General features: G+C 30.3%; 31 protein-coding genes and 2 tRNA genes. 8 read left to right on the top strand and 25 right to left on the bottom strand.

Features of this window, described 5'->3' with window-relative positions; translation table 11 throughout:
* Nucleotides 1–60: 60 nt before the first annotated feature.
* From coaD to KTF99_RS10415, 7 genes are read right to left on the bottom strand one after another with little or no spacing between them, the layout of a single operon-like run.
* Nucleotides 61–549 (bottom strand): pantetheine-phosphate adenylyltransferase, encoded by a 489-nt coding sequence (gene coaD / locus KTF99_RS10445; RefSeq protein ID WP_008792945.1) that lies wholly within the window; start codon nucleotides 547–549, stop codon nucleotides 61–63.
* A gap of 4 nt (nucleotides 550–553) precedes the next feature.
* Complete coding sequence (gene rsmD, locus KTF99_RS10440) at nucleotides 554–1,105, bottom strand: 16S rRNA (guanine(966)-N(2))-methyltransferase RsmD (protein WP_003537803.1); 552 nt, start codon at nucleotides 1,103–1,105, stop codon at nucleotides 554–556.
* A gap of 8 nt (nucleotides 1,106–1,113) precedes the next feature.
* Nucleotides 1,114–1,461 carry a YlbF family regulator gene (locus KTF99_RS10435; RefSeq protein ID WP_003537802.1) on the bottom strand — a complete coding sequence of 116 codons (348 nt, stop codon included), beginning with the start codon at nucleotides 1,459–1,461 and terminating at the stop codon, nucleotides 1,114–1,116.
* 5 nt (nucleotides 1,462–1,466) lie between these two features.
* Nucleotides 1,467–1,646, bottom strand: a complete 180-nt coding sequence (locus KTF99_RS10430) for a YlbE-like family protein (protein WP_233523862.1) — start codon at nucleotides 1,644–1,646, stop codon at nucleotides 1,467–1,469.
* Nucleotides 1,639–1,944, bottom strand: a complete 306-nt coding sequence (ylbD, locus tag KTF99_RS10425; protein ID WP_003537800.1) for a spore coat protein YlbD — start codon at nucleotides 1,942–1,944, stop codon at nucleotides 1,639–1,641. Before ylbD ends, KTF99_RS10430 begins: the two co-directional genes overlap by 8 nt.
* A 32-nt stretch (nucleotides 1,945–1,976) precedes the next feature.
* Nucleotides 1,977–3,206 (bottom strand): FtsW/RodA/SpoVE family cell cycle protein, encoded by a 1,230-nt coding sequence (locus tag KTF99_RS10420; RefSeq protein WP_003537799.1) that lies wholly within the window; start codon nucleotides 3,204–3,206, stop codon nucleotides 1,977–1,979.
* Nucleotides 3,199–3,465, bottom strand: coding sequence for a UPF0223 family protein (locus KTF99_RS10415; RefSeq protein WP_022008198.1), 267 nt, complete (start codon nucleotides 3,463–3,465; stop codon nucleotides 3,199–3,201). Before KTF99_RS10415 ends, KTF99_RS10420 begins: the two co-directional genes overlap by 8 nt.
* 112 nt (nucleotides 3,466–3,577) lie before the next feature.
* Here KTF99_RS10415 and KTF99_RS10410 point away from each other — a divergent pair, with 112 nt between their 5' ends.
* Together KTF99_RS10410 and def are read left to right on the top strand one after the other, a co-directional pair.
* Nucleotides 3,578–3,796, top strand: a complete 219-nt coding sequence (locus KTF99_RS10410) for a hypothetical protein (RefSeq protein ID WP_003537797.1) — start codon at nucleotides 3,578–3,580, stop codon at nucleotides 3,794–3,796.
* Between the two features lie 60 nt (nucleotides 3,797–3,856).
* Entirely contained in the window at nucleotides 3,857–4,426 is a 570-nt protein-coding gene (gene def, locus KTF99_RS10405; protein WP_003537796.1) for a peptide deformylase, read from the top strand.
* A gap of 59 nt (nucleotides 4,427–4,485) precedes the next feature.
* On the opposite strand, the gene KTF99_RS10400 is transcribed toward def, so the two are convergent.
* The 6 genes from KTF99_RS10400 to KTF99_RS10375 all read right to left on the bottom strand — a co-directional run bounded on the left by KTF99_RS10400 (nucleotide 4,486) and on the right by KTF99_RS10375 (nucleotide 9,411).
* A complete protein-coding gene (locus KTF99_RS10400) occupies nucleotides 4,486–5,073 on the bottom strand; it encodes a hypothetical protein (RefSeq protein WP_003537794.1) in 588 nt (195 codons plus the stop codon).
* A complete protein-coding gene (locus tag KTF99_RS10395; protein ID WP_008792943.1) occupies nucleotides 5,057–5,665 on the bottom strand; it encodes a hypothetical protein in 609 nt (202 codons plus the stop codon). The genes KTF99_RS10400 and KTF99_RS10395 overlap by 17 nt, the downstream gene beginning before the upstream one ends.
* 92 nt (nucleotides 5,666–5,757) lie before the next feature.
* Complete coding sequence (locus tag KTF99_RS10390) at nucleotides 5,758–7,038, bottom strand: O-acetylhomoserine aminocarboxypropyltransferase/cysteine synthase family protein (protein ID WP_003537790.1); 1,281 nt, start codon at nucleotides 7,036–7,038, stop codon at nucleotides 5,758–5,760.
* 88 nt (nucleotides 7,039–7,126) lie between these two features.
* Entirely contained in the window at nucleotides 7,127–8,368 is a 1,242-nt protein-coding gene (locus tag KTF99_RS10385; RefSeq protein ID WP_029481405.1) for an ammonium transporter, read from the bottom strand.
* Between the two features lie 32 nt (nucleotides 8,369–8,400).
* A complete protein-coding gene (locus KTF99_RS10380; protein WP_003537788.1) occupies nucleotides 8,401–8,739 on the bottom strand; it encodes a P-II family nitrogen regulator in 339 nt (112 codons plus the stop codon).
* 249 nt (nucleotides 8,740–8,988) lie between these two features.
* Nucleotides 8,989–9,411, bottom strand: coding sequence for a hypothetical protein (locus KTF99_RS10375; RefSeq protein ID WP_003537787.1), 423 nt, complete (start codon nucleotides 9,409–9,411; stop codon nucleotides 8,989–8,991).
* A 140-nt stretch (nucleotides 9,412–9,551) separates the two neighbouring features.
* Between KTF99_RS10375 and KTF99_RS10370 the strand changes: the two genes are divergently transcribed.
* Together KTF99_RS10370 and KTF99_RS10365 are read left to right on the top strand one after the other, a co-directional pair.
* The gene (locus tag KTF99_RS10370; RefSeq protein ID WP_008792941.1) at nucleotides 9,552–10,211 is read left to right on the top strand and encodes a hypothetical protein; all 660 of its coding nucleotides are present in this window, start codon (nucleotides 9,552–9,554) and stop codon (nucleotides 10,209–10,211) included.
* Nucleotides 10,212–10,277: 66 nt separating this feature from the next.
* On the top strand, nucleotides 10,278–11,516 hold the full coding sequence (locus KTF99_RS10365; protein ID WP_029481407.1) for a 6-phosphofructokinase: 1,239 nt from the start codon (nucleotides 10,278–10,280) through the stop codon (nucleotides 11,514–11,516).
* 19 nt (nucleotides 11,517–11,535) lie between these two features.
* Here KTF99_RS10365 and pdxR read toward each other — a convergent pair whose 3' ends face one another.
* Entirely contained in the window at nucleotides 11,536–12,855 is a 1,320-nt protein-coding gene (gene pdxR, locus KTF99_RS10360) for a MocR-like pyridoxine biosynthesis transcription factor PdxR (RefSeq protein ID WP_003537784.1), read from the bottom strand.
* Between the two features lie 124 nt (nucleotides 12,856–12,979).
* Here pdxR and cysK (KTF99_RS10355) point away from each other — a divergent pair, with 124 nt between their 5' ends.
* Complete coding sequence (cysK, locus tag KTF99_RS10355; RefSeq protein ID WP_029481408.1) at nucleotides 12,980–13,894, top strand: cysteine synthase A; 915 nt, start codon at nucleotides 12,980–12,982, stop codon at nucleotides 13,892–13,894.
* 614 nt (nucleotides 13,895–14,508) lie between these two features.
* Here the strand turns inward: cysK (KTF99_RS10355) and cysK (KTF99_RS10350) are convergent.
* From cysK (KTF99_RS10350) to KTF99_RS10330, 5 genes are all read right to left on the bottom strand, one after another.
* On the bottom strand, nucleotides 14,509–15,441 hold the full coding sequence (gene cysK / locus KTF99_RS10350) for a cysteine synthase A (RefSeq protein ID WP_029481410.1): 933 nt from the start codon (nucleotides 15,439–15,441) through the stop codon (nucleotides 14,509–14,511).
* 174 nt (nucleotides 15,442–15,615) lie between these two features.
* Nucleotides 15,616–16,050 (bottom strand): RrF2 family transcriptional regulator, encoded by a 435-nt coding sequence (locus KTF99_RS10345; protein ID WP_003537779.1) that lies wholly within the window; start codon nucleotides 16,048–16,050, stop codon nucleotides 15,616–15,618.
* A gap of 64 nt (nucleotides 16,051–16,114) precedes the next feature.
* Nucleotides 16,115–16,858, bottom strand: a complete 744-nt coding sequence (locus KTF99_RS10340; protein ID WP_003537777.1) for a YiiX/YebB-like N1pC/P60 family cysteine hydrolase — start codon at nucleotides 16,856–16,858, stop codon at nucleotides 16,115–16,117.
* Nucleotides 16,859–16,869: 11 nt separating this feature from the next.
* Entirely contained in the window at nucleotides 16,870–19,011 is a 2,142-nt protein-coding gene (locus KTF99_RS10335) for a Tex family protein (protein WP_217215559.1), read from the bottom strand.
* A 134-nt stretch (nucleotides 19,012–19,145) separates the two neighbouring features.
* Complete coding sequence (locus tag KTF99_RS10330; protein ID WP_003537775.1) at nucleotides 19,146–19,571, bottom strand: NUDIX hydrolase; 426 nt, start codon at nucleotides 19,569–19,571, stop codon at nucleotides 19,146–19,148.
* Nucleotides 19,572–19,670: 99 nt separating this feature from the next.
* On the opposite strand from KTF99_RS10330, the gene pepV reads away from it, so the two are divergent.
* From pepV to KTF99_RS10315, 3 genes are all read left to right on the top strand, one after another.
* On the top strand, nucleotides 19,671–21,041 hold the full coding sequence (pepV, locus tag KTF99_RS10325; RefSeq protein WP_003537774.1) for a dipeptidase PepV: 1,371 nt from the start codon (nucleotides 19,671–19,673) through the stop codon (nucleotides 21,039–21,041).
* A 70-nt stretch (nucleotides 21,042–21,111) separates the two neighbouring features.
* Nucleotides 21,112–21,198 (top strand) — tRNA-Leu (locus KTF99_RS10320).
* Nucleotides 21,199–21,200: 2 nt separating this feature from the next.
* Nucleotides 21,201–21,274, top strand: a tRNA-Thr gene (locus tag KTF99_RS10315).
* A gap of 829 nt (nucleotides 21,275–22,103) precedes the next feature.
* Here KTF99_RS10315 and KTF99_RS10310 read toward each other — a convergent pair.
* The 6 genes from KTF99_RS10310 to KTF99_RS10285 form a co-directional block, all read right to left on the bottom strand.
* Nucleotides 22,104–22,277 (bottom strand): hypothetical protein, encoded by a 174-nt coding sequence (locus KTF99_RS10310; RefSeq protein WP_003537772.1) that lies wholly within the window; start codon nucleotides 22,275–22,277, stop codon nucleotides 22,104–22,106.
* A gap of 190 nt (nucleotides 22,278–22,467) precedes the next feature.
* Complete coding sequence (locus tag KTF99_RS10305) at nucleotides 22,468–22,899, bottom strand: hypothetical protein (RefSeq protein WP_224209090.1); 432 nt, start codon at nucleotides 22,897–22,899, stop codon at nucleotides 22,468–22,470.
* Between the two features lie 197 nt (nucleotides 22,900–23,096).
* Nucleotides 23,097–23,327 (bottom strand): hypothetical protein, encoded by a 231-nt coding sequence (locus tag KTF99_RS10300; protein ID WP_029481412.1) that lies wholly within the window; start codon nucleotides 23,325–23,327, stop codon nucleotides 23,097–23,099.
* A gap of 351 nt (nucleotides 23,328–23,678) precedes the next feature.
* Complete coding sequence (locus tag KTF99_RS10295; RefSeq protein ID WP_003537765.1) at nucleotides 23,679–24,542, bottom strand: hypothetical protein; 864 nt, start codon at nucleotides 24,540–24,542, stop codon at nucleotides 23,679–23,681.
* A 712-nt stretch (nucleotides 24,543–25,254) separates the two neighbouring features.
* The gene (locus KTF99_RS10290; RefSeq protein ID WP_254210134.1) at nucleotides 25,255–25,461 is read right to left on the bottom strand and encodes a hypothetical protein; all 207 of its coding nucleotides are present in this window, start codon (nucleotides 25,459–25,461) and stop codon (nucleotides 25,255–25,257) included.
* Nucleotides 25,462–25,538: 77 nt separating this feature from the next.
* Entirely contained in the window at nucleotides 25,539–25,775 is a 237-nt protein-coding gene (locus KTF99_RS10285) for a hypothetical protein (protein ID WP_029481414.1), read from the bottom strand.
* Nucleotides 25,776–25,888 lie beyond the last annotated feature (113 nt).

Below are 25,888 nucleotides of genomic sequence, written 5' to 3'. Positions count from 1 at the left end.
TACATCATAACAAAAATAGGTTATTTTGACAATTATTTTACCATATAAAAAGGGAAATATTTATTCCCCTTGATATTTCTTTCGTAAAGCTGATTCAACACATGGTGGTACTAGCCCTGCAACACTGCGGTTATGGCTCACCATTTCTTTAACTGCCGAAGAAGATATAAATGAATGTGATGGTTTTGTCATTAAAAAGACCATATCTACTTCTTTATCTAAATATTGATTAGAAAAAGCAAGTTGTAATTCGTATTCAAAATCCATAGTTGCTCTAATTCCTCGAACAATAATTCGAGAACCAACATCTTTAGCATATTCAACTGATAATTTATCAGAAGAATCAATGATCACATTATCAAACTGTTGACATGCCGCCTTTAATAATTCTTTTCTTTCATCAATTGAAAAGAGTCCTTGTTTATTAGGATTAATACAAATCGTTACATATAAAGTATCAAACATTCTGCTTGCTCGTTCAATAATATCTAAATGTCCATTTGTTACAGGATCAAATGTTCCTGCATAAACCGCAATATTTTTCTTCATCGTCCTATCCTGCCATAAATTTAAATACATTTAAAGCTGTAATGCCATAATCATTTTTTTTGATCAAATCTAATTCTTTAAATGGTTTAAATTCTACTTCCTTTAACTCTTCTACTACTATCATACATTCATCATTTAACATTTCATTTACAATTAGAAATTCTAATATATCATCTACTAATCCTTTTCCATAAGGAGGATCTAATAAAATTAAATCAAATTTAAGTTTTTCATTAGCAAATCGTTTTAATGCTTTACGATAATCTAATTTATATACATGAGCATTAGCTAATTTCAACATTGTAAAATTTTCTTTAATTACTTGAAATGCTGCATACTGGTTATCAACACTATACAAATGTTCATACCCTCTTGATAATGCTTCAATACCTAGACCACCACTACCAGCAAATAAATCCAGTACTGCTCCACCATCAAAGTATGGTCCAATGATATTAAACAGATTTTCTTTATTACGATCTGTTGTCGGTCTTGTCAAATTTGATTTAACACTTTTTAACTGTCTACTTTTATACTTACCTGCAATTACTCTCATAAGCCCTCTTATAATTGATATGGTGATAAATCTAACTCATTAGAAATACCCCCAAATACTACTTTAGTTATTTCATCTAAAAAATCATTTAAACGATGATACTTACAATAATAATCTAAAATATCTTCATTACTTGCAATTTTCTTCTTTAAATCACGAATTTCATCTTTAATCTCCTGATTATCAATATATTGATTATATTTCTTTAATTCATCATATTGATTCAGTTTATTTTGATATTCATGCAATAATGAATCAATCTCCTGATTATGAAGTTTCTTTTCAGCTTCAACATAATCAATATATCGCTGATCCAGTTTTATTTCTGTAATTAATTTATCTAATATCTCTTCCATCTTACCTACATCATCATTTCTACCATATTAATTAACATGGATACTTGATCAATCTTGTCAATAAATTGTTGATTTTTACCATCTTTATATTCTTGAATTAAATGCTCGTATTCTTGAGGATACCGAGATAAAACTATATACCAATTAGGATGATAACGAAGATAATATCTAATTTCTTCATTCATCATACCATTTTCTTTCCTTAGCAGGCTCTTTTTTATCTAAAAAAGTACTAGCAACATTTAAAACTTTTTCAATTGAACCTAAACTACTCGATAAAGCATTTAAATCAATATTCTTAATTACTTCTAGTAACATATTTAAATCAAAACCACTATTACCTGTTTTATATGGTAACCAAAATTTATCATCTTTACCATACATAACAAAAATTTCATATAACTGTTGCCAAGTATAACGTCCATTAAGAACATCTTGTTTTATACTAGGGATTGTTTTTAAGAACTCTTTAAATTCATCCATAAGATCACCTAATATATTATATGTATATTAGCCTAATCGGTGTCAAATTTTTGACGATTATGTTTTGCAATTATTGCTTGTGCGACACCAACTGCTACAAATGCAGTAACTGATGAAGATCCACCAGCAGAAATTAACAGTAATGGTACTCCGGTCATAGGAATTAATCCAGATATTCCACCAAGGTTAATCAATAAATGTAAAAAGAAATATGAAGCAATTCCCAACAAAATAATCCGTGATTTATTTTCTTTAATTTCCTGTGAATATTTTAATAACTTAAAAATAATGATACATGTTGGAATAATTATTAAGCCTAAACCAATGATACCTAATTCTTCATATATAATAGCACCAATAAAATCGTTTTGTGACTCTGGAATATATCCAAATTTTTGGGTTGAATTTCCTAAACCAACACCAAAAAGACCACCATTATTAAAAGCAATTAAAGCATTTGATAATTGCATACTTGTATCATAAGGATCACTTAATGGTGCTAACCATGTAGAAATTCTCCCTAATTGGTAACCTTTTAATACTGAAGTCCCAATAATTAAAAACAATACTCCACAAACCCCAATGAACACCCATACGATTCGCTTGTATTTCTTAAAGTATTGACGCGGTGTCCCAATAAAACAAACAAAACAAATAGTTACTAAAATAACAGTTGTTCCAAAATCTTTTTGCACAAAGATCCCAACTCCAGCAGCAATTGCTACTAACATCATTGGCAGGAAAACACATTTTAAAAACTTTTCTTTATAAAAAGCAGATTTCAGCTGTTGTGTTTTAAATCTACCTTTTACTACAAAGGCTTTATCACTTTCAGTTAAAAAATAACTCATTATCAGTATCATTGCAACTTTCATGAACTCAGCTGGCTGAATACTAAATAGAGAACCAAATTTAATCCATGCATGAGAGCCTTTAGTACTACCAAAAAATATACAGATTATCATTAAAAAGATTCCTAATAAGTATAATTTCATCGATGCACTATAAGTAATATACCGAGTTTTAAATACTCTGGCAATAAAAATCATTACCCCAGCCCCAGCAATTACATAAACACTTTGAGTAATCATATTTTTTAAAGCATAAGTAACCCCATGAGAAGTCACACTTCCAACTGATGCTGAACCAATCATAATTATTCCAAAAATTGCCAAAACAAAAACACTAGCATAAATACCTTTATCGACCCCACGACTTTTAAATAATCGCTTAATCTTTTCTATTCCTGCCAATTTATTCACCTACTCGAATAAAATCATTATTTTTGGCTGCTTTAACAACTTGATATATAGAATAATGAGAAATTTCGTAAAATTGTTTGTTCAATTGCTTTTCTTCACTTTTACTATCAACAATTGCTTTAAACTTACGATATGCCTGCATAAATTCTTCTTTGCTAATACCTTCTTCATAAGCTTTTTCAACAGCATTATATAATGCCATTACATCAATTATTTCTTCTGTTGACCATCTATAGTCTAACGGATAATTGTAATCCATACTAACACACTCCTTAATTGCTTTATATTATAACTTAAAATTTATCGATTATCTACAATAACCCAAACAAAAGATAAATATTAGAATAGGATATACTAAAGGAGGCGATAATATGAACTGCGGATTTAACTATTCTGGATGTGGATGTAATTCATACAATCCTTTTATCACTAATCCATTTGGATGTGGTGGATGCAACAGCTGTAACATTTCAAGCAATGGATGCGGTTGTGGTTGCGGTGGTTTCGGTTCTTCAAACTGGTTTGCCATTGTCTTAGTTGTATTCTTATTATTAATCATTTGTGGAAATTCAAGAATTAGAGTCGGATAAAGTCTTTATTTCACCTCATTTTATGATATAATACTATCAGAATTAAAATGAGGTGAACCTATGATAACAATGAAAGATATAATTGATGACCATAATGAAAAGATTCGTGAGGTCTCAAAAGAAGTAGCATTACCAATCACAAATGAAGAACGCGAACTTTTATTACAAATGCATGAGTTTCTTGTTAACTCTCAAGACCCTGAAACTTCTGAAAAATATGATTTACGCCCAGCTGTAGGAATTGCGGCTATTCAATTAGGAATTCCTAAACGAATGACTGCTATTCATGTTTTAGATTTTGATGAAGATGGAAATGTTATTGGGGCTGATGACTATGCTTTAGTTAACCCAAAAATCATTTCACATACTGAAAAACAATCTTATTTAAAAGATGGTGAAGGATGTTTATCTGTTAATGATGAAGTTCAAGGATATGTACCACGCTACGCTAAGGTGACCGTTAAAGGATATGATGTTTTGACTGATCAAGAAGTGAAAATTGTTGCTCGAGGATTCTTATCAATTTGTTTACAACATGAACTAGATCACTTCGAGGGAACTTTGTTCTATGACCGTATCAACAAAGAAAATCCTTTAGCACCTATTCCTAATGCTATGGTTATTGATTAAAAAAACGACTATTTGTAGTGTCTTCAAAAAGTTACTCTAACTTTAAGAAGTGCTGCAGATCAAGTCGTTTTTTTCTTATAAAAATTTATTACCAAGCCTAATAACAACATTAATACGATTGTAACCATTAAATTATTAATCGTATAAGGGTGATAATGTAACCTAATTCCTCTAACATCTACCAAGAAATCATATACAATTTTTAATACAACATCTTTAAAAATAAATACTACCATCAAACAATTATAGGCCTTAAAAACTCGATTTAAAATTAAATTATACTCTTCTTTACTATCTTTCTTTATTAATAAATGTTCTAGATTATTGATAAACAAAAAAGTACTAAAAATTAAAACCACTGTTAATAAAATATCACTGCTTAATAATGCATAATCGTAAATATTGTATTTTAGATGATGCAGATAAGCCTGATAAAAGCTCATTAATAAATGGGCAACTTTATCTACTAATAAATAAAGATCAAAACAAATTATCAAGTGTCCTAAAAAAACAATATTATTAAACTTGTTTTGACATTTGGGTTGGTACCACAAATAAAGTAATGATAGCAAACAAATCAAGGCAATAATACCTATTATTATTTCGAGATAACTAACTAGATCATAACTTTTATTTTGCCATAACATCTTCAGCACCTCGATTCCAATAACTTATTCCTAGTATATTGATAAAGATTGTAACAACAATAATTGCAACCTCCGGTAATCCCAAGTATGGCAAAGCATAAAGAAATATATCATTAGAGCTGCTAGTTTGATTATTTAATCCAAATAATTCCAATACTCTAGCTAGTTTAACAATCAGCGGAACGATTACAGTTCTAATAATAATTAAGATAGCTATAATATCGGCATTAATAGCTAATTTACGAATTGCATCACGACTACTATTTTTAATAAAATCTAAAATATTTTTCACCAAAAAAATCATTAAAATCATAATAATTAAACTAATCAGATCATAACCTATCTTAATCATCCACTCAAAATTGCTCTCAATATTAAAACTAGCATTATTAAACCAATAAACCATCAGCTCATTACGAATGGTTCCTAACATTAAACCCGCGGTACTAATAATAAATAAGAACGCAAAGAAACGGCGCCATTTTATAAGACGACGTCGCATTGAAAATAGTCCATTTAAACAGACTACATAGATAAAAAGCAGCAGGATCATAACTATATTATTAATATGCATGGCTAAAAAACTCTGCATTTAATCACCTCATTAAAATTATACATGAGGACTAATAAAAAAACTAGAAAAAAGGCTATTGTTTTGAACAATAAACAATAGTCCTAATTATTTTATATTTTAGCAAATGCTTGTTTTAAATCCGCAATTAAATCTTCAACATCTTCAAGACCAACAGACATTCTAATTGTTTCTTGTTTTACCCCACCTGCTATTCTCTCTTCCTCTGACATTTGAGCATGTGTCGTACTTGCAGGATGAGTCAGCAATGAACGTGAATCAGCAAAATTAGTAACATGAATAAATAATTTAATATTATTAATTACTGTTTTACCACCAGCAACACCACCTTTGACTCCAAAAGTATATAATCCACCAAAACCATTGGGGAAATATTTTTTAGCTAGTTCATAGTTAGGACTATCTGGTAATTCCGCGTAACTAACCCATTCAACATCATCACACTCATTTAAAAATTTTGCTAATAATCGGGCATTTTCAACGTGTTTTTTCATTCTTAATGATAATGTTTCTAATCCTAATAAAGTCATATACGCATTAAACGGTGACATACACCCTCCTAAATCACGTAATGTCTTTGCTACTGCTTTAGTACAAAAAGCACCCGCTCCTAAATCAGCATAAACTATATCATGATAAGCTTTGTCAGGCATGTTAAATAATGGATAGCGAGGATTATCTTTCCATTTAAAGTTCCCACTATCAACGATCACACCACCCATAACATTACCATGACCAGCTAGATATTTAGTAGTTGAATAGACTACTAAGTCAGCTCCATATTCAATTGGTTTAAATAAATAAGGGGTTGGTGTTGTGTTATCAACAACAAATAAAATTTGATATTCTTTAGCAATAGCACTAATTGCTTCAAAGTCTAACATATCTCCATTAGGATTTCCTACCGATTCAACAAAAATAATTTTTGTTTTATCGTTGATTGCCGCTTTTAAAGCCTCTAAATCAGTTGGATTAATAAAGTGTGTCTTAAATCCCATTCCTGCCATCGTTCCTGATAAAGAACCAATCGTACCACCATACAAATTATTTGCAGCAACAATTTCATCTCCAGTTTCACACACAGTCATAATCAATCCCATAATTGCTGCAGTTCCAGAAGCAAATGCTACAGCCCCGAATCCGCCATCTAAAGCCGCCATTCTTTGTTGTAGAGCATCAACTGTTGGATTAGATAATCGAGAATAGAAGTATCCTCCTTCCTCTAACGCAAAAATTCGCGCCGCTTGATCAGCATCTTCAAATGTAAAAGCATTTGATAAATATAAAGGCATCCCCGTAGCCTTAGTTGTCACATCTGGCTTTTGACCAGCATGGATTTGTAATGTTTCAAAACCATAGTTTTTATTATCCATAGTATCTCCTCCTAAAATTGATAAAATTGTATCACACCTTGAGCTTTTTTTCCATATAAAAAGGTTGGTCTCCCAACCTTACGATAAATTATTTTTTAAGAAAATCAGGATATGCCTCAGAACCATGTTCTCCTAAATCAAGACCAGCAAGTTCTTCCTGAGGTGTTACTCGCAACCCAACCGTTTTCTTAATTAAAGTAAACATGATGAAGGACATTGAACATACCCAAACTGCTACAATAATTACACCAATCAATTGCGTAATCAGTAAAGCAGTTCCACCCCCAAAGAATAAGCCTAAAGTTCCTTCACTTGCTGGGGTATTGCATGCAAATAATCCAACTGCAAGTGTTCCCCAGACACCATTTAAACAATGTACCCCAACTGCCCCAACAGGATCATCAACATGTAATTTTTGATCTAAGATTTCACAGCCATAAACTACTAAAATCCCACCAACAGCTCCAATTGCAATTGCACCATATAATGAAACAATATGACAACCAGCCGTAATCGCTACTAAACCAGCTAAAATACCATTTAAAGTCATTGAAACATCTGGTTTTCCATATTTTTTCCAAGTAAGAAACATTGCTACTAATGCACCAGCACATGCTGATAAGTTTGTTGTCATCGCAATATGACCTATATAACCTGCTGCTTCTAAAGAAGAACCTGGATTAAATCCAAACCAGCAAAACCATAAAATAAATACGCCTAAAGTGGCCATCATGATATTATGACCAGGAATTGCATTAGTACTGCCATCCCTATTATATTTTCCCATTCGTGGACCTAAAACAACTGCCCCCATTAATGCGGCCCAACCACCAACTGAGTGAACAGCAGTAGAACCAGCATAATCAATAAATCCTATTTTTGATAAAAAACCTCCACCCCAGATCCAATGACCAGAGATTGGGTAAATTACTAAACTAATTACTAACGTATAAATTAAATATGATGAAAATTTAGTTCTTTCTGCCATCGCACCAGAAACAATTGTTGCTGCCGTAGCACAAAAGACTGTTTGAAAAAAGATAAATACTGTTGGTGAAAGTGCCTCAAACTGTGATAAATTTAATGACGTCGGATCAATGAATCCTGTTATACCTACAATTCCCCCTAATGATTCGCCGAACATCAAACCAAAACCTACTACTAAAAATATAATTGATCCAATTGCAAAGTCCATAATATTTTTCATTAAAACATTGTTGCAGTTTTTTTGCCGAGTTAAGCCAGCTTCCAAAATAGCAAAACCAGCTTGCATCAGCATAACCATTACCGCACCAAGAAACACCCAAACAATATTAATTAATTGTTCCATATTTGATCCCCCTTTTAATTTTTATAAATCTGTTACAGAGCATTTTCTCCTGTTTCACCAGTTCGAATTCGTACTGCCTGTTCTACTGGATAAACAAATACTTTACCATCACCCACATTACCAGATGAAAGTTTGGTTGTAATTTCTTTAATCATTTGATCAACTACTTCATCTTTAACAACTGTTTCAATCCGTAACTTAGAAACTAAGTTTACCGAATATTTAGTTCCCCGATATTGTTGAGTATAGCCCATTTGATTACCAAAACCCATAATATTTGAAACCATCATTCCGGTAATCCCACAATCAGTTAGAATATCTTTTAAAATTTCTAGCTTCTCAGGTCTGATAATGATTTCTAGTTTTTTCATACTTAAAATTCCCCCTTTATTTTTTGATTTAAAGTTTATCGCCTTTAAATCTTAATAAAATACTATCAGAGTAATAAATTATTGTCAATTAATATTTTTATAAATATATATATTTTATTAAATTTAGGATTTTAACAAATTATAATTTAATTAAAATATTAATAAATTTCCTTAAATTCTTTATAATAAAAAGAAAAAGCTATCCTAAGATAGCTTTTAATAATTTGTTATTAGTATAAATTTACTAATTTAATAATAATCCCTTACCAAGTTCACCATATCTTCTACATATAAACGAGCAGCATCTATTACACATTGATCAATTTCCTTTAACTGCCTAAATGTAAGCTTAAATGAATATTGCTCACGCATAAGTGGTAAATCTGTTTCTTGACATAATTTAATCATATTTTTCATTTTATGATCATTAATGTAGAAAGCATTAAACAAAGCAATATTATGTACTTTTTGTCTATTTAAACTTTTAATAAATGTCTCTAACTGCGGATCTTTCCAAGCCGAATCATCAAAGCCAATAACTAATAAATCGACTGGAGCAAGAGCATCAAATTGATCAATCGTCTTTGCATATGTTTTAACCCATCTTGCCATAGCTTCAGCAACAGGCTTGATGTGTTTTGATTTACTTGTATATAGAATTTCTACTCTCATTTATATCACCTTCTATATTTTAAAGTGTTTTTGTGAACTATATGTTAACCATGATTAAATTATATCATTTAACAATTTTAAATCCACTTTTTAATTTTAGAAAATGAAGATTGTGGCACACTAACATTAGGAGGTAGATGATGGTAAAAAAATTATTTTTGGTAGGTATCATGTTGTTATCATTAACAGGCTGCGTAAAAGGAAATGTTGACATCGAATTTATTGATGAAAGTAATGCATCTTTAACAATTGAAGTACTCATTCAAGAAGATTTATTAGATTCTTATGGTACCTCACTTACTGATTTAAAACATAAATTAACTAATAGTGAGTTGAGTACGTGGGAAAATAAAGAACTAAAAAAAGATATTAATGGTACCCAATATATAGGATTTCAGCTTATTGCACCAAAAGATATTAATAAAAGCTTATTGAGTTTCTTCACTACAAATAAAAAAGAAGGAACTTATCAAGTTACGATCGATCACAGTACTATTAACAATATTTTTAATACAAGTGAAATTGAAGATATTAATAATTATTCTCTAACAAATTTGAAGACTATGGGACTCGAGCTAAATTTAAATATTAAAATGCCGGGAAATATTAGTGAAACTAGTTATGGAAAGATCCAGGATAATCAAGTCAAGATTAATCTATTAGATTTTTTAACTCAGGATGAAACGAAGTCAATTTCAATCATTTCTAGTAATCGGCATCAAACGACTCAGCCTGCAAATATTTTTATCTTTGTTGCACTAATTATAATTCTTTACATTATTTTAAGAAAAAGACGTTAATCACTTAATATGTCTTTTTTTTACTGTCTAAAAATGATAGAATTAGGCAGGAAAAAGGAGAATAAGATGAAAAAAAGAAATTGTATTATTGGACAATCTGGAGGACCCACAATCGCAATTAATGCAAGTCTTGCTGGAATCATTCATAAAGCTAAACATAGCGAAGAATATGAAAATGTTTATGGAATGATCAACGGGATTAAAGGTTTATTAGAAGGTCGTTATATGGACCTGCTTGAGGAATTTGATACAGGTGAAAAAATTAATGCTTTAAAACAAACACCAGCTATGTATCTTGGTTCATGCCGTTTTAAATTACCAACACATATTGACAACCAAGAAACATATGTAAAATTATTTAAAATTTTAACTGAATTAGAAATTACTGATTTTTATTATATTGGTGGTAATGATTCAATGGATACTGTCATGAAACTAGATGATTACGCAAAATCAATCAATAGTGAAATTCAATTTATCGGTATTCCTAAAACAATTGACAATGATTTAATGGGTACTGATCATACCCCAGGCTTTGGTTCAGCTGCCAAATATGTAGCTTCTTCAATCTTAGAAGTAGTTCATGATAGTTTAATCTATCAGCTGCAATCAGTAACAATTATTGAAATTATGGGAAGAAATGCCGGATGGCTCACAGCAGCTGCTGCACTGGCTCGTAATGAATATAATGAAGCCCCTGATTTAATTTATCTACCTGAAGTAGTTTTTGATAAAGAAAAATTCTTAGAAGATATTCGAGAAGTATTTAAACGTAAACGCTGTGTTGTAATTGCTGTAAGCGAAGGTATCAAAGATAAAGATGGTCACTTCCTCGATGATGATTCTAAATATGCTAAAAAAGACGCTTTTGGTCATGTACTTCATTCAGGAACTGGAAAAATGCTAGAATCATTAGTTTTCAAAGAATTTCAATGTAAAGTTAGAAGTATTGAATTAAATGTCTTACAACGATGTGCTATGCATATTGGGAGTAAAACAGATTTAAATGAGTCATTTGTAGTTGGACAAAAAGCAATAGAAACTGCGTTAACTGGAAAATCTGGCCAAGTAATGGGATTTAAACGAATTTCAAATACCCCTTATGAAATTGATTATATTTCAACTGATGTAAGAAAAGTAGCTAACTTAGAACAAAAAATTCCAACTGCCTGGATTAATGAAGCTGGAAATGATATTACCCAAGAATTATATGATTACTTATATCCGTTAATTCAAGGTGAAGTACATATTAATTATTTAAACGGTATTCCTGCTTATTACAGCTGTAAACATCTTAATAAATAAACAGTGCAATGCACTGTTTTTAATTTATCCAAATTTCTTTTAATCTATCAACTGCTTCATCAATATCTTGATCTAAGATTCCTGAAAAAGATAAAGTAATCTGATTATTACTATTTTTATTAACTAAAATATCATTTTGTTTTGCTAAAGCAATATATTGATCAACCAAATCAGCCTTAATTGCCATTGTGATTTTTAATGAGGTTTCATATAATTCGAATTTATGTTGAGGAAAAGTAGTTCGAAGCTTTTGTAACAAATGAGTACTTTTATTGCGGTAATGTTTTCTTAATCGCTTTAAATGTCGTGCTAACTGTCCATCTTCAACATACATAGCTAAAGCCAGCTGTTCTAATTTTGATGCAGTCTGATGATAATCTCGAGACTTTTCATAAAATAACTGAACTAATTGGTTTGGTAATGCCATATAACTAATTCTTATTGAAGGTAGTAATAATTTTGAAAATGAACCAATGTAAATAATGTGGTCATTGTCTAGTTTTGACATTGCATCGATTGGTTTAGTGTTAAATTTCAATTCTCCATTATGATCATCTTCAATAATATAGACTTGATTAGCTCTCGCATATTCAATGATTTCTAAACGACGCTGTTGTTTGATAGGATGACCATGATACCCTCCAGAAGAACTATTTAAATATAATAATTTTAAATTAGCTTGTCTTAATCCCTCTAAAGTAATGCCTTCTTCATCAACCGGTAACTTAACTACCTGCATATGACAATCATGAAAAACGGCCTCTGCCTGTTTGAATCCTCCTTCCTCAATTCCGACTATATTATCTTTACCAAAAAGACTACAAACATGATAAAGAAGAATTTGAAATCCCGCACCAATAATATAATTATTTACAGGATGCCGAACTCCACGGTATTCATGGCTATATTCCTGCAAAGCTACTCTTAAAGGCATTTCCCCTAATGGTTCTCCATAACTCATTAAATCTTCACTTTGATTTAATGCTTTTTTAATATACTTTTTCCAAGTATCTAAATTAAAGCTTTCCACATCAACAAGACGTCCACTAAAATCATATCGATAATGGTGACTATCAATTTTTGTAATTACTTTTGGATTCTTTTTATTTTTAATTTGATTACTAAATTGCACATCCACATAATATCCTACTTTTTCTTTTGCGTAAATATAACCCTCGACTAATAATTGTAAATATGCACTTTCAACCGTAGTTCTGCTTACATCTAATTGTTTTGCCATTTTACGAATTGATGGTATTTTATCATTATATTTTAAATAACCATTTTCAATATCATCAACAATAGTTTGATAAACTTCTAAATATTTATAATCCTTCATAAACAGTCCCCTTTAAAAGTATTATAAATTACTATTTTAATAAAGACAACTAAATAAAATTATAATTTTTATATCACTTACACTTCAATATGTGATATAAAAAGAAAAAGGATGTGAATTTATTATGACTATTAAAAAAAGTGTTTTGGATACAATTGGAAAAACTCCATTAATTCAAATTGACCGCTTTAAAAAAGCATGTGAAGTAAACAACAAAATATTTGCCAAAGTAGAATTCTTTAATCCTGGTGGCAGTGTTAAAGATCGTGTTGGTCTTAAATTAATTGAACAGGCTTATGAGGATCAACTAATCAATAAAAAAACTACGATTATTGAACCTACTAGTGGTAATACTGGCATTGGTCTAGCAATTGCGTGTGCTATCTATGATAATGAATTAATTTTGACGATGCCTGAAACTATGTCATTAGAACGTCAAAAATTATTAAAAGCTTATGGAGCTAAAATCGTATTAACGGCTGGAGAAAAAGGAATGCAAGGATCAGTCGATAAAGCTAACGAACTTGCTAATAAGATTGAAAATAGCTATATTCCAGGTCAATTTGTTAATCCAAGTAATCCCTTAGCCCATGAAGAAACAACGGCATTAGAAATTATTGATGATTTTGATGATAATATTGACTATTTTGTTGCCGGAATTGGTACTGGAGGGACAATTACAGGAATTGCTCGGATATTAAAAAAGAAATATCCTGATATTAAAATTATTGGAATCGAACCAAAAGATTCTCCATTAATCACTAAAGGAAAAGCTGGATCGCATGATTTGCAAGGAATTGGAGCGAATTTTATTCCTAAAATTCTCGATTTGGATCTAGTCGACGAAGTGATAACAGTTTCTACGGATGATGCTTATGAGGCTGCACGAATATTAGCAAAAAAAGAAGGCCTACTAGTTGGAATAACTGCTGGAGCTGCCCTGCATGGAGCAACTAAAATAACAGATAAAAATAAAAACATCGTTGTTCTACTGCCAGATACTGGAGAACGTTACTTATCAACATCATTATTTGAATAAAAGGCATAGCAATTGAGTAGCATTAAAAGTATTTTACACAATGCTCTTCAGACTATGTTTTTTATTTTCCTAAATGTCCAGTGAGAATGTAGAATGATATCTTATTATTATAATAACCAATACATTATCCTCTATAACTTTAATTTTGATTTATTCTTTTTAACTGTACTAATTACTTTTTCAAATCAACAGGATTTTAACTGAACTTTTTTGTTTAAGCTCGTCCATACAAGACAACTTATCATATCACCTCAATGATATAATTTCTGTTTATTAAGATATCAATTACAAATATTCCAAGTACTTTTTTGTATACTATAACAAAAAAAAACATTGTCCATAATTTAAAGATATTTTGGACAATCTTTTTGGCTAATATTGATATTGACTACAATCACCTCATTACAACTAATCATCTTTCTCTGCTCTTCTTCCCGTCTATTTATATTTTTAAATAGTGAATCTCATTATTAAACTTTAAATTATTAGTTGTTTATCCTAGTTGCATAACAAACACTCACATTTTTATGATAGACTTTTAAAATATAATTATAATTAAAAATTATTTTTGTAGTTAGAAAAAGATACTGTCCCTAAAGACAGTATCCATATTATTAATCTTGTTCAACTAATGCAGTTGATAAATAGCGTTCACCAGTATCTGGTAACAACACAACAATGTTTTTGCCAGCATTTTCAATTCTTTTCGCTAATACTGTTGCTCCATAAAGTGCTGCACCAGAAGAAATACCTACTAACACTCCTTCTTCTCTAGCAATTGCACGGCTAGTAGCAAAGGCTGCTTCATTTTCAATTGTAATAATTTCATCATAAATATCAGTATTTAAGGTATTAGGAACAAAACCTGCACCAATCCCTTGAATTGCATGTGGTCCTGGAGTTCCTTTAGATAAAACTGGTGAGGCAGCAGGTTCAATTGCTACAACCTTAATATTAGGATTTTTTTCTTTTAAATATTTTCCGATTCCACTAATTGTTCCTCCAGTTCCAACACCAGCGACAAAGATATCTATCTTACCTTCTAGCTGCTGGTAGATTTCAGGACCTGTTGTTAGATAATGTGCATTTGGATTTGCTTGATTTTCAAATTGACTAGGAATAAACGCATTTTTGTATTCTTTGGCCAATTCTTCTGCTTTGGCAATTGCTCCCTTCATGCCTAGTCCTCCTGGGGTTAAAACTACTTTAGCTCCATAGGCTTTTAATAAATTTCGCCGTTCAATCGACATTGTCTCTGGCATAGTTAAAATTACTTGGTGTCCTAAGGATGTTCCTAAAGAAGCTAATCCAATTCCAGTATTACCGCTCGTTGGTTCAATGATTACAGAATCCGGTTTTAAAATTCCATCTTCTTTAGCTTTAAATAACATGGCTTTAGCAATTCGATCCTTAACACTTCCTGCGGGATTAAAATATTCTAGTTTAGCAAAAATATTTGCTTTTAATTGATTTTTTGTAACATAATTGTTTAATTTTAAAATTGGGGTATTTCCTACTAATTCACTAATATGATTATTATAAGTCATTACTATTTCCTCCATTTTCTTTATCTAATCAAATCTATTATTAACAACAGCCTCTATTTTTATAAAAAATTAGCTCATTCATTATAGTTCCCTCTTTTCCTATCGGATTAATATGATTATACCTTGAGAGCAAATTTATGTCAATAGTTATATAATAAAAAAGCCTTACGGCTTTTATATTGAATAATTATTCACTTGCATATTTGCATGATCGATTAAATCTTGAATAGTTACACTTTCAACATAGTCTTTAATCACTTTATCTAATCCTTGCCAAAACGGTAATGTAATACATTCATTGGCACGACTGCAATTATTAATTTCATCTTTCAAGCAGGGAATTGGAGCTAAATCACCTTCTGTAATTCTTAGAATATCACCAATTATACATTCTTCAGGTTTTTTTGATAAGCGATAACCTCCAGCATTACCACGAAGACTTTGTAAATAGCCCGCTTTATTTAGTAATGAAATTATTTGTTCTAAATACTTAACCGTCAGATCTTGTCTTTTAGCAATATCTTTCAGTGGAATATATTTACCATCATCGTGCATCGCAATATCAAGGATAACTCTAATTGCATAACGCCCTTTGGTTGAAATTTTCATGATGTTCACCTCGTTTATATAATACTAGTATTAAAGTAGGAATACAAGTAAAATAAAGCAAAAACTAGTCATTTATCGCATCATTTATCCAATTATCTTCTTTTTCAAGCAAATATACATGGTCAATATCTTCTAATGTTTCTAAAAAATCACTTAAATCTGTTGGGGTAATTACAACATGTTCGACAATACTGCTCGTTTTAGTCACTTCTATATTATTAGCTAGTAGTGCATAATAAACTAATTCACTACAATATAAAGCTTTATCATCATAAGTTGTCATGCTGTAATCATACGGTGTTCCCAAATAATCTAACGCCCGACTTAAATATGTCTTAATAAAATTATCATCCTCATTAAAACGATAGCCGGAAAGTGCTTTTAAATACGATTCTTCTTTAAGATTAGCCATTTGATCAAATGTCCGTATTTTAACACCCGTAGAATTACTGTCGAGTACTAAAACCTCATCTTGATTCTTATAATGTTTATTAATTTCCTCATAATATTTATCTTCAGGTGTAAAAACCTGACTAAACTGCTGATATGTTCCTAGATAGAAAATAGTATGTTTCCATCTTCCTGGAATAGCATATGAACTTAAATAATTAGTATTTTCAATATTAATAATATCTCCTGTTTTAAAAATATCAAGATATTCTAATAGTTCTTTATAAGTAATAACTTCTTCTTTTTTAACTACAGGCTCTTCTTGAACCACAACAGCTTGATCTCTTTTATCAGGTTTTAAATTAAAGCCAATACTGGCAATTATTATAATAACTATTCCAACTAGAAACTTTTTCATCAACTCATCCTTTATTTAATCATACTTAATCCAACACGATGTTTGTTGACATCTACATCAATGACATAGACTTCAACAATATCACCTATACTTAGTTTATCCAAAGGATGCTTAATTCTTTCATGAGAAATCTTCGAAATATGGACTAATCCATCATTTTTTAACCCAATATCGACAAAAGCTCCAAAATCAACAACATTCCTAACTGTTCCTTCTAGTTGCATACCGGGTTTTAAATCTTCAATTTTTAAAATATCTTTCTTTAATAATGGTGTTGCATATGCATCACGGGGTGAGCGATTTGGCTTTATAAAACTATCAATAATATCATCTAACGTATAATTGTCGATATTTAGTTCATTCATTACTTCCTCTTTGTTAATATTTGATAATTTATCAGCAATTTCATTTGTTCCTAATAAACTAGCATCAGCATCTATTAATTTAAGTAATTTTTTTGCTTGTTGATAGTTTTCCGGATGAATTGCTGTTGCATCAAATGGATCATTAGCTCCAGGAATTCGCAAAAATCCGATTGCCTGCTGATATGTTTTTGCACCTAATTTACTAACATTCATAATTTCTTTACGATTTGTAAATTTACCATTTTCATCACGATATTTAATAATATTTTTGGCCACTCCGCTATTTAACCCAGCAACATATTGTAATAATGATACTGAAGCAGTATTGATATCAACTCCAACATTATTTACCGCTTTTTCAACAACAAAATCTAATTGTTCTTCTAATTGTTTTTGAGCAATATCATGTTGATATTGTCCGACACTAATTGCTTTTGGCTCAATCTTTACTAATTCTGCTAATGGATCTTGAAGACGTCGTGCAATTGAAACCGCTGATCTTTCTTCTACCTGATAATCTGGAAACTCCTCTTTAGCTAATTTACTTGCTGAATATACTGATGCTCCAGCTTCAGAAATAATTACATAATCAACATCTAAATTATTATCTTTGATTAATTGAGAAATAAAAGCTTCACTTTCACGACTTGCAGTACCGTTACCAATCGCAATAATTTCAATTTTATATTTTTTGATCAAATTTAATAAAATTCTTTTTTCTTTATCATAATTATCTTTTGGAATAGTAATAAATACTTTATCAATCTTCAATACTTTTCCGGTCTGATCAACAACAGCTAATTTACATCCTGTCCGATAAGCAGGATCCAGACCCAAAACCATTTTATCTTTTAAAGGTGCCTGCATTAATAACTTTTCTAAATTGATTGAAAATACTTTTAAGGCCTGCTCGCTGGCTTTTTCAGTTAATTCATTACGCACTTCGCGTTCAATCGATGGCAATAATAAACGATTTAAACTGTCTTCTACAGCTTTCAATAAATATTCATTAACACTGCTATTACGATTTCTAGTCACTCCACGATTAATATATTGAATTAAAAATTCTTTATCTAAAACAATATTAACAGTAATAACTTTTTCATTTTCGGCACGATTAATCGCTAAAATACGGTGTGATACAATTCGATTAACTCGTTCGTGATAATCATAGTACATTTCATATACTTTATTTTCATCAGGATTCTTCTTTTTTACTTTTGTTTCAATCGTACCAGATTTATATATTATATCTTTAACAAATTTACGATATTTAATATCATCACTAATTACTTCTGCAATAATATCTAAAGCTCCCTGAATTGCTTCTTCTACAGTCTCAACTTTATCATTTAAATATTTTTTTGCTTCTTCTTTAAGTTCTCCCCTTGGCAGTGATAAAATCCACTTACTTAATGGTTCTAAACCTTTAGCTTTAGCCTCAGTAGCCTTTGTTTTTCTTTTTTCTTTATAAGGACGATAAAGGTCTTCTACTTCATTTAACTTTGTTGCTTTTAAAATATCAGCCCTTAGTTGATCTGTTAACATCCCTTTTTCTTCAATTAAACGAATTACATCTTCTTTTCGTTTTAATAAACTAACTTGATATTGATAATATTTATCAATATTTCTGATTTGATCTTCATCTAACCCTCCTGTTGCTTCTTTACGATAACGAGCAATAAAGGGCACAGTATTTCCCTGTTCTAATAATGATAAAACAGCATTGATTTGTTTTTTAGTTATTTCTAATTCTTTTGATGCTATTGCAATAATTTCTTCGTTCATAATAACTCCTTAATTCTATTTGTTTTCAACTACCTTATTTTACTTCAAATAAATAAAATATCAACTGATAAAAGAAAAAGTCTTGAATTTCAAGACCGTTATTTTGGATGACTATAATCAAATTTAAAATATTATCACTGGATATCATGAACGTTCTGATAATATTCTTCAATTGTAAAAATTATATCATTATAAATTTCTGGATTTAACAGTTCTTTTGCCTCTTGTATACTCACAAAGCGATAATCACTATGCTCATGCGATAAACGGACATGATCATTCTTGGGAATACACAAATATCCGATTCCTACGGTTTGATAATCTTTTCTAATTTTAGTGAAAGTATAAGCTGGTTTGATTATGATAATATCTAATCCGGTTTCCTCTTGTAATTCTCTGATTAATGCTTGATTAGGTGTTTCACCATATTCCAACCCACCACCTGGTAACTCCCAATAACCCAGACCATCACTTGATGGTCGAATTCGTTTCATTAAAAGAATCTGGTTATTTAATACGACAATTCCTTTGACTGTTATGTGAAATCTTACATTATTCATGTCATACCTCCGATTATTATATATATCATAACACTATTATTACTAAAATTGTTTAAATATTATAACTAATAGTGTTATAATTGATGACGAGGTGATAATATGATTGATTTTAAAGCGGAAGTTTTAAAAATAAAAGATCAAATGATTGATGATATAAAAATGTTATGTGCCATCCCTTCAACTCAAGATGATAGTACCGTTGCTGAGTTTGCTCCCTATGGCGCAGCCAATCGCCGAGCTTTAGATGCAATGTTAGAAATTGGTCGACGTGATGGCTTTGAAGTGCAGGATGTTGATGGACATGCTGGACATATTGATATTGGAACTGGTGATGAAACTTTTGGAATTTTGGGCCATCTTGATGTAGTTCCTGTAAACAAGGTTGGATGGGATAGTGATCCATTTGAAGTTATTACTAAAGAAGGAAAGCTTTACGGACGTGGAGTCGCAGATGATAAAGGACCATTAATGGCTGGTTATTATGCTGCAAAGATCATTAATTCTTTAAATATTCCTACAAAAATGAAAACTAGGGTTATCTTTGGATGCAATGAAGAATTAGGTAGTAATTGTGTAAAATATTATTTCACAAAGATGCCTTATCCTAAAATGGGATTTACTCCTGATGCTGCTTTTCCTGTTGTTTATGGTGAAAAAGCAGGTTGTGGTTTTGAAATCACAGGACATGTTGAAAAAGGTGGATTAATCTATTTATGTGCAGGAAGTCGTCCAAATATTGTTCCAGAAACTTGCGAAGCAGTAATTGAAGGGAATTACAAACAATATACTGAATCTTATAAGAAATTCCTAAATACTAATAATTTAACTGGGGATATTGAAGAGGAAGGAAATCATACTAAATTAATTCTTAAAGGGAAATCAGCACACGCAAGTACTCCTGAAGAGGGCATTAATGCTGTTGTATATTTATGCAAATATTTAGCAACTGTCGTTGATAACAAAGTTGTTGATTTTGTTCTTGAATATTTAGATGACTGTCATGGTAAAAAATTAGGAATTGACCATACCGGTTTAATGGGTCCTCTTACTCTTAATTTAGGAGTTATATCTTATTATAAAGAAGAAGTTAAAATCGTTCTCGACTTACGTTGCCCTCATGACATGGATTTTGATGCAATGGTTACAAAATTTAAACATGCTTGTGCAAACTATGAATTCAGAGAAACTCATGATTTGGGCAAGGCTCTATATATCGATCCTAATTCTAAGTTAATTACTAATTTGCATGAAGCTTATGTTAGTGTAACTGGAGATACAGTTAACAAACCTCAAGCAATTGGTGGCGGGACTTATGCTAAGTCAATGCCAAACTGTGTTGCTTTTGGAGCTGAATTTTTGGGTGAAGATAATTTAATTCATGGTAATAATGAAAATATCAAAATCGATTCGTTATTGAAAGCAACAGAAATTTATTGTCATGCTTTATACAACTTGATTAAGGCAGATTAAAGAAAAAAGTCTAGAACTTTACGTTCTAGGCTTTATTTTTCTGCAATAATTTGATAAACTATTAATACTTGCAGACATGGCGAAACTGGTATACGCGCTATCTTGAGGGGGTAGTGAGCAATAGCTCGTGCGAGTTCAAATCTCGCTGTCTGCACCAATGCCGGTGTAGTTCAATGGCAGAACGCATGAATGGTAATCATGAAATTTAAGTTCGATTCTTAGCTCCGGCACCATTTTTTTCACTTCGAACAACAGTTAGTTAAGACGGTTATTAACAAAGATGTTTTTATATAACCATTTAATCTAGCTAAAGCGAAGTTTAAAAACGATGCTATTATAGTTGAATTGATTTTTTAATACGATATACTAAATACAAGTTATTATTTAACTTATATTTTTTAAAACATATATATATTGTTCATCGATTCTAACTTCTCTTTAGAATTAGATGGTCTCTTAGAGTGATCTACGGTCAATAGACACTCTTTTTTGTTTGTATTGTATCAAGTTATTATCAATTTTAGCACAATAATATGATTAATAAAAACATTATAACAAAATAACAAAAAATTCATATGTTGCATGATAATCAGAAGTTGAGGGTGTTTTTTGAAATGTTCAAAGACATTAAATTCAGTCAAATTCCGATAGACTTTCGCTGATTTTTCTATTAAAATCATCTACTTTTTTCTTTAGTCTCAGCAGTGCCTTTTTATCCTTTTCAAAGTTAGATAGGCTGATTTTTGATTTCTTCAGCTGCTCTTCGCATTTAGAAACTGTAACTTTCTCTTCATCAATTTTCTTTTTAATTTGTAATCAAATCATAAATTATGTTTTTTATAAACAGTTATGTATCATTTAACACACTATCTTTACGGTTATATTTTTGAATTATCCCATTGTGTGCAATTCCAATAGAACAACGTAAATTTGTTTTTCTAAGGTATATACTGTCATCAGTCAGCGGGTATGGATGACAATTTCCCTCATCAATTTTACCACTTGTTGATATTCTAAAATGAAATACAACACTTTGATTTTTCAATTTATAGAGCTTATCATTTATTTGCAAATTTTCATAAAAATCATCAAAAACATAAAACCTTTTTTAATAATAACTACATCATTATAATTGTACATGAACCCTGCACCATGAGGATTTTTATTCCAACATCTTTTTAAAATCTCTTTATCCGGTAAGTCCATTCTGCTATTTTTTACAATAATTATACACATATTCATTGCCTCTTTCTTCTTTAATTAAGGAATGCATTCCTTATTTTCTTCGGGTGAGTAAGCAATGTTCCCAGACATCTAGAACCTATTTCATGTAAAAAATCAAAACAATAAAATGAATTAATTGTTTTAATTAACGTCTATCTATATTTATTTGCCAAACATAAAACTTGATGGTCTTAAACTATTATTAGGCATTAATGATAGTTTTTTTCACTTCCTTTATATCAACTTTTCTATTTTCTATATCATTATTCTCAATATAATTTTTCATCATTTGTATTGTTTTATCATTATTTTTATATACAATTAATTTTTCCAAATTAATCAAGCCTTGATAGTTTCTAGATACATTTACAATATTATACATTAAATTGATACGTGTATTAAAAGATTCCCATAACAGCGTTCCTCGACATAATCTAATCTCAACAGTTTTTTCATTTGTAGTATTAACAACCTTGTATCTATTGTGACGATTTCTATCGCTTTTAATTTTATCTTTTGCAACTTTTTTTATAACTTCTATATCATATCCATTTGATGTTTCAAACTGACACCAGCGTAAACTGCTTTTATTTCGTCCACTGATTTTGATTAATTCTTCTCGATATAATTCCATAACAGCAACCACATTTTCAATGGTTTTATTTGCTCTTTTGTGGTCTACTTCTTCTGCTTTTCTTATATTATTATTAAGATTACTTAATAGAGAACTGTATTCTTTAGAATTAAAACCTAGTGTTTTTCTATTGAAATAAATGTGTGAACCACATTTATTTCCTTTTGTAGAAACATAGTGAAACTCATTAAAAATATTTAACAGGTTTTTAAACTTATTGATATTTTTTCATAATATCCTTTTGTCATTGGACTGGAAATAATCTCAAGACCGTAGCCAATCGACCCATCTCTTTCATATACAAACAAGTCTCCAAATTCATTTTCAAGCTTTTCAGCAGTATTCAAAAGACGTCTCCACTGTGGCTCATCTATATCGTAGTTTTTATAATCATACCATTTACCAATAGTTGGTTTAAATCCGCCCATACTGCCCATCCCACCACAACTTCAAATTTGTTTGCTAAAATTATAGCACTCAATACGAATTTCTCTATCATTTCTTTATATTTGTCCATATCGTTTTATTTCACTATGGAAAATTCGGGCACCAAAGCGTCAAATCCACTTACTATTTTGAATGTTCTAATCAATAAAAAAGTCTATAGTTCCAAGAATTTGCACCATCTAATACTCTCCAATACCCAAATTTCAAATACCATTTTTCTTTTCCATTCCTGTAATTGGGATACTTTACTGATCTATCAAATAAAGCTAAATATTTTGAATTACATTTTTATTCAACAAAAAAAGCAACTGTAAAAAATTGCTTAATTTATTTTAATCAATTATTAAATTACCATTATTAGGCTTAGCAGCACTAGAATTATTATTAGATGAACTATTTGATGATGTACTACCACTTGGTTTAATAGTTGAAATACTGTTAGATGAACTACTAGAAGATGAATAAGAACTATTATTACTTGATTTTGATGTATCACCCGAAGTAACTATGCGAAAATCACCACTCTGTGCTTCGGTTTTCTTTCTAGTTACAATCTTTGTAGTTGTTGTACCATCAGCGTTTGATACTGTTTCCTCAACAATTACTTCATCAGCACTCAATGGAGCAACAACATTTATAGCTACTTCTTTATCACATTTATTTCCATAATTGTCTTCTGAAATAATTTTTAAAGTATAAGCACCAATTGTATTTACATCAATTGCACTAGTATCATACTTAACATCTGTTTGAGATAAATCATCAATTGTATAAAGAACTTTAAAATCATAAGTACTTAAATCAGTACTTTGTACTATATCAATACTTTCTGCACCTGTAATTACTGGGGCGGTAGTATCTTCAACTTTATAAGTAAAAGTTTCTTTTTCGTTTTTATATGAAACGGTAACTTTATATTTTCCAACATCTAAACAAAAATTTTCAATATTATTCAAATCTTTATCAACAGTTACCTTTGCGTTTTCCAATACATCTTTTTTTACATCGGTATCTAATTTTTCTGTATTTAAATACGTTTCAGGTTTTATATTGAATGGTGTACCAAGTTCAACTTTAAAAGTATTTTTTTTCAATACAAGATAATCTGGCTCTTTATTTAAAACGATAAAGCCTACAATGATAAATGCTATAACATACCAGTATTTTTTACAATTCTTTAAAATCTTTTCTTTCATTGTTTTAACCTTCCTCACATTTTTAGTATAGCATAGAATACTATTGTATACATATTGATATTGGAAATTCTAATAGTATTAACGGTTTCCGTCTTACCGTTAAAACACGATCACTAAACCTAGAAATCTATTCACTCCCAATAACTCTAAATTTAATGAGAAAAATATCTAATACGCTACTCACTTTTTTTGTTGGTTTGGAATAAGTCAACCGTTATGCTTATATTGCTTTATTTATTTGACTGATATTTTTTTCAGCATTTTCTTGATATTTTCATTCGTCAACACAACATTAGCGTTTTCAGTTATACTGTATTCCTCGTTTTCTATGATGATACCATGAAATATTTTCTCGTAATTTCAAGAAAGCATACGGAATGACACCAACAGAGTATAAAAATATTTCTATTATTTTATAACATTTTAACATACCAGATATTTCTTTAAAATATCATATTATTGACGAAGATATGTCAATTTTAGCGAATAGTATTGTATTGGAAATAACACATTCCACAATAGATATTCCTAAATATTTTGTTGGATATGTGGCAAGTAGGGAATTAAAAGCACCACTCAATATTACCACACATATTTTAATAGTTCTTTACGTTTTAACTTTCATATACAAGGAAACTGTACTGAACGTTTTTCTCTAAAGACGTAGGTAGATGCTTTTTTGAAATATAATGCTTTAAATGAATAATAGCACTCATGCCTTATGTCCTCCGATAGTATTATTTCTGTCTTTGCCAGTTGCTCCAACTACTAGATTCATACCTTTTAATACAGCATTTTTCCCATATTTCTGCTTCAGTTTCAAAGTTGCCTCCTGAAGTCTTTTTTCCTTTTCTAAATCTTTTTCAAGCTTTACTTCTTCTTCTTTTTTTAACTGCTCGTGATCAGTAAACAGATCCATTTGCTGTATTGTCGATTTTGTTTTAATACTGCTTTCATCAGTAATATGATTAGCAGACAATGCAAAACGTCTTATTGTTAATTTTTTATTAACACTGCTGTGTCATACCAGTTTAAAACTTTTTGTGTAACCAGCTTTGCCGATGAAATATATCTGCCTATATTGACAGTTCCATGAGCATGTTTTGGAATCTTTCGTCCATATCTGTCATCCTTTATTTCGCCAGTATAGTCAGTTTTGATGTTTTCTTTATCATAGCCAACACTTACTGTAATCTGATCTGTTACTAGTTTTTTGCCACAAGATCGAGACACAACGAGTCAATCATTTCTTTAAGGACTATTCTTCCTTCATCAAAAGTATACGGTCTGCTTAAAACCTGTCCGCTTCCCAGACTGCTGCTTTCAGGTTTATATGCCTTGATGTG

The organism is Erysipelatoclostridium sp. MSK.7.34, assembly GCF_019041935.1.
Classification (GTDB): Bacteria; Bacillota_I; Bacilli_A; order Erysipelotrichales; family Coprobacillaceae; genus Thomasclavelia; species Thomasclavelia ramosa.
Note: the sequence above shows the minus strand (reverse complement) of the source record. Positions and strands in the feature narration are given on the sequence as shown.

Bases quoted from the DNA above. Each gene is read 5' to 3' on its own strand.
- KTF99_RS10295 (WP_003537765.1), bottom strand. From the start codon at position 24,542: ATGAAAGAAAAGATTTTAAAGAATTGTAAAAAATACTGGTATGTTATA.
- KTF99_RS10370 (WP_008792941.1), top strand. From the start codon at position 9,552: ATGGTAAAAAAATTATTTTTGGTAGGTATCATGTTGTTATCATTAACA.
- KTF99_RS10435 (WP_003537802.1), bottom strand. From the start codon at position 1,461: ATGGAAGAGATATTAGATAAATTAATTACAGAAATAAAACTGGATCAG.
- KTF99_RS10365 (WP_029481407.1), top strand. From the start codon at position 10,278: ATGAAAAAAAGAAATTGTATTATTGGACAATCTGGAGGACCCACAATC.
- KTF99_RS10305 (WP_224209090.1), bottom strand. From the start codon at position 22,899: ATGGAATTATATCGAGAAGAATTAATCAAAATCAGTGGACGAAATAAA.
- KTF99_RS10430 (WP_233523862.1), bottom strand. From the start codon at position 1,646: ATGAATGAAGAAATTAGATATTATCTTCGTTATCATCCTAATTGGTAT.
- KTF99_RS10395 (WP_008792943.1), bottom strand. From the start codon at position 5,665: ATGCAGAGTTTTTTAGCCATGCATATTAATAATATAGTTATGATCCTG.
- pepV (WP_003537774.1), top strand. From the start codon at position 19,671: ATGATTGATTTTAAAGCGGAAGTTTTAAAAATAAAAGATCAAATGATT.
- cysK (WP_029481410.1), bottom strand. From the start codon at position 15,441: ATGACTTATAATAATCATATTAGTGAATTAGTAGGAAATACCCCAATT.
- coaD (WP_008792945.1), bottom strand. From the start codon at position 549: ATGAAGAAAAATATTGCGGTTTATGCAGGAACATTTGATCCTGTAACA.
- KTF99_RS10345 (WP_003537779.1), bottom strand. From the start codon at position 16,050: ATGAAAATTTCAACCAAAGGGCGTTATGCAATTAGAGTTATCCTTGAT.
- ylbD (WP_003537800.1), bottom strand. From the start codon at position 1,944: ATGGATGAATTTAAAGAGTTCTTAAAAACAATCCCTAGTATAAAACAA.
- pdxR (WP_003537784.1), bottom strand. From the start codon at position 12,855: ATGAAGGATTATAAATATTTAGAAGTTTATCAAACTATTGTTGATGAT.
- KTF99_RS10385 (WP_029481405.1), bottom strand. From the start codon at position 8,368: ATGGAACAATTAATTAATATTGTTTGGGTGTTTCTTGGTGCGGTAATG.
- KTF99_RS10415 (WP_022008198.1), bottom strand. From the start codon at position 3,465: ATGGATTACAATTATCCGTTAGACTATAGATGGTCAACAGAAGAAATA.
- KTF99_RS10400 (WP_003537794.1), bottom strand. From the start codon at position 5,073: ATGTTATGGCAAAATAAAAGTTATGATCTAGTTAGTTATCTCGAAATA.
- KTF99_RS10290 (WP_254210134.1), bottom strand. From the start codon at position 25,461: ATGGATCTGTTTACTGATCACGAGCAGTTAAAAAAAGAAGAAGAAGTA.
- KTF99_RS10410 (WP_003537797.1), top strand. From the start codon at position 3,578: ATGAACTGCGGATTTAACTATTCTGGATGTGGATGTAATTCATACAAT.
- KTF99_RS10340 (WP_003537777.1), bottom strand. From the start codon at position 16,858: ATGAAAAAGTTTCTAGTTGGAATAGTTATTATAATAATTGCCAGTATT.
- rsmD (WP_003537803.1), bottom strand. From the start codon at position 1,105: ATGAGAGTAATTGCAGGTAAGTATAAAAGTAGACAGTTAAAAAGTGTT.
- cysK (WP_029481408.1), top strand. From the start codon at position 12,980: ATGACTATTAAAAAAAGTGTTTTGGATACAATTGGAAAAACTCCATTA.
- def (WP_003537796.1), top strand. From the start codon at position 3,857: ATGATAACAATGAAAGATATAATTGATGACCATAATGAAAAGATTCGT.
- KTF99_RS10310 (WP_003537772.1), bottom strand. From the start codon at position 22,277: ATGTGTATAATTATTGTAAAAAATAGCAGAATGGACTTACCGGATAAA.
- KTF99_RS10330 (WP_003537775.1), bottom strand. From the start codon at position 19,571: ATGAATAATGTAAGATTTCACATAACAGTCAAAGGAATTGTCGTATTA.
- KTF99_RS10375 (WP_003537787.1), bottom strand. From the start codon at position 9,411: ATGAGAGTAGAAATTCTATATACAAGTAAATCAAAACACATCAAGCCT.
- KTF99_RS10390 (WP_003537790.1), bottom strand. From the start codon at position 7,038: ATGGATAATAAAAACTATGGTTTTGAAACATTACAAATCCATGCTGGT.
- KTF99_RS10380 (WP_003537788.1), bottom strand. From the start codon at position 8,739: ATGAAAAAACTAGAAATCATTATCAGACCTGAGAAGCTAGAAATTTTA.
- KTF99_RS10300 (WP_029481412.1), bottom strand. From the start codon at position 23,327: ATGGGCGGATTTAAACCAACTATTGGTAAATGGTATGATTATAAAAAC.
- KTF99_RS10335 (WP_217215559.1), bottom strand. From the start codon at position 19,011: ATGAACGAAGAAATTATTGCAATAGCATCAAAAGAATTAGAAATAACT.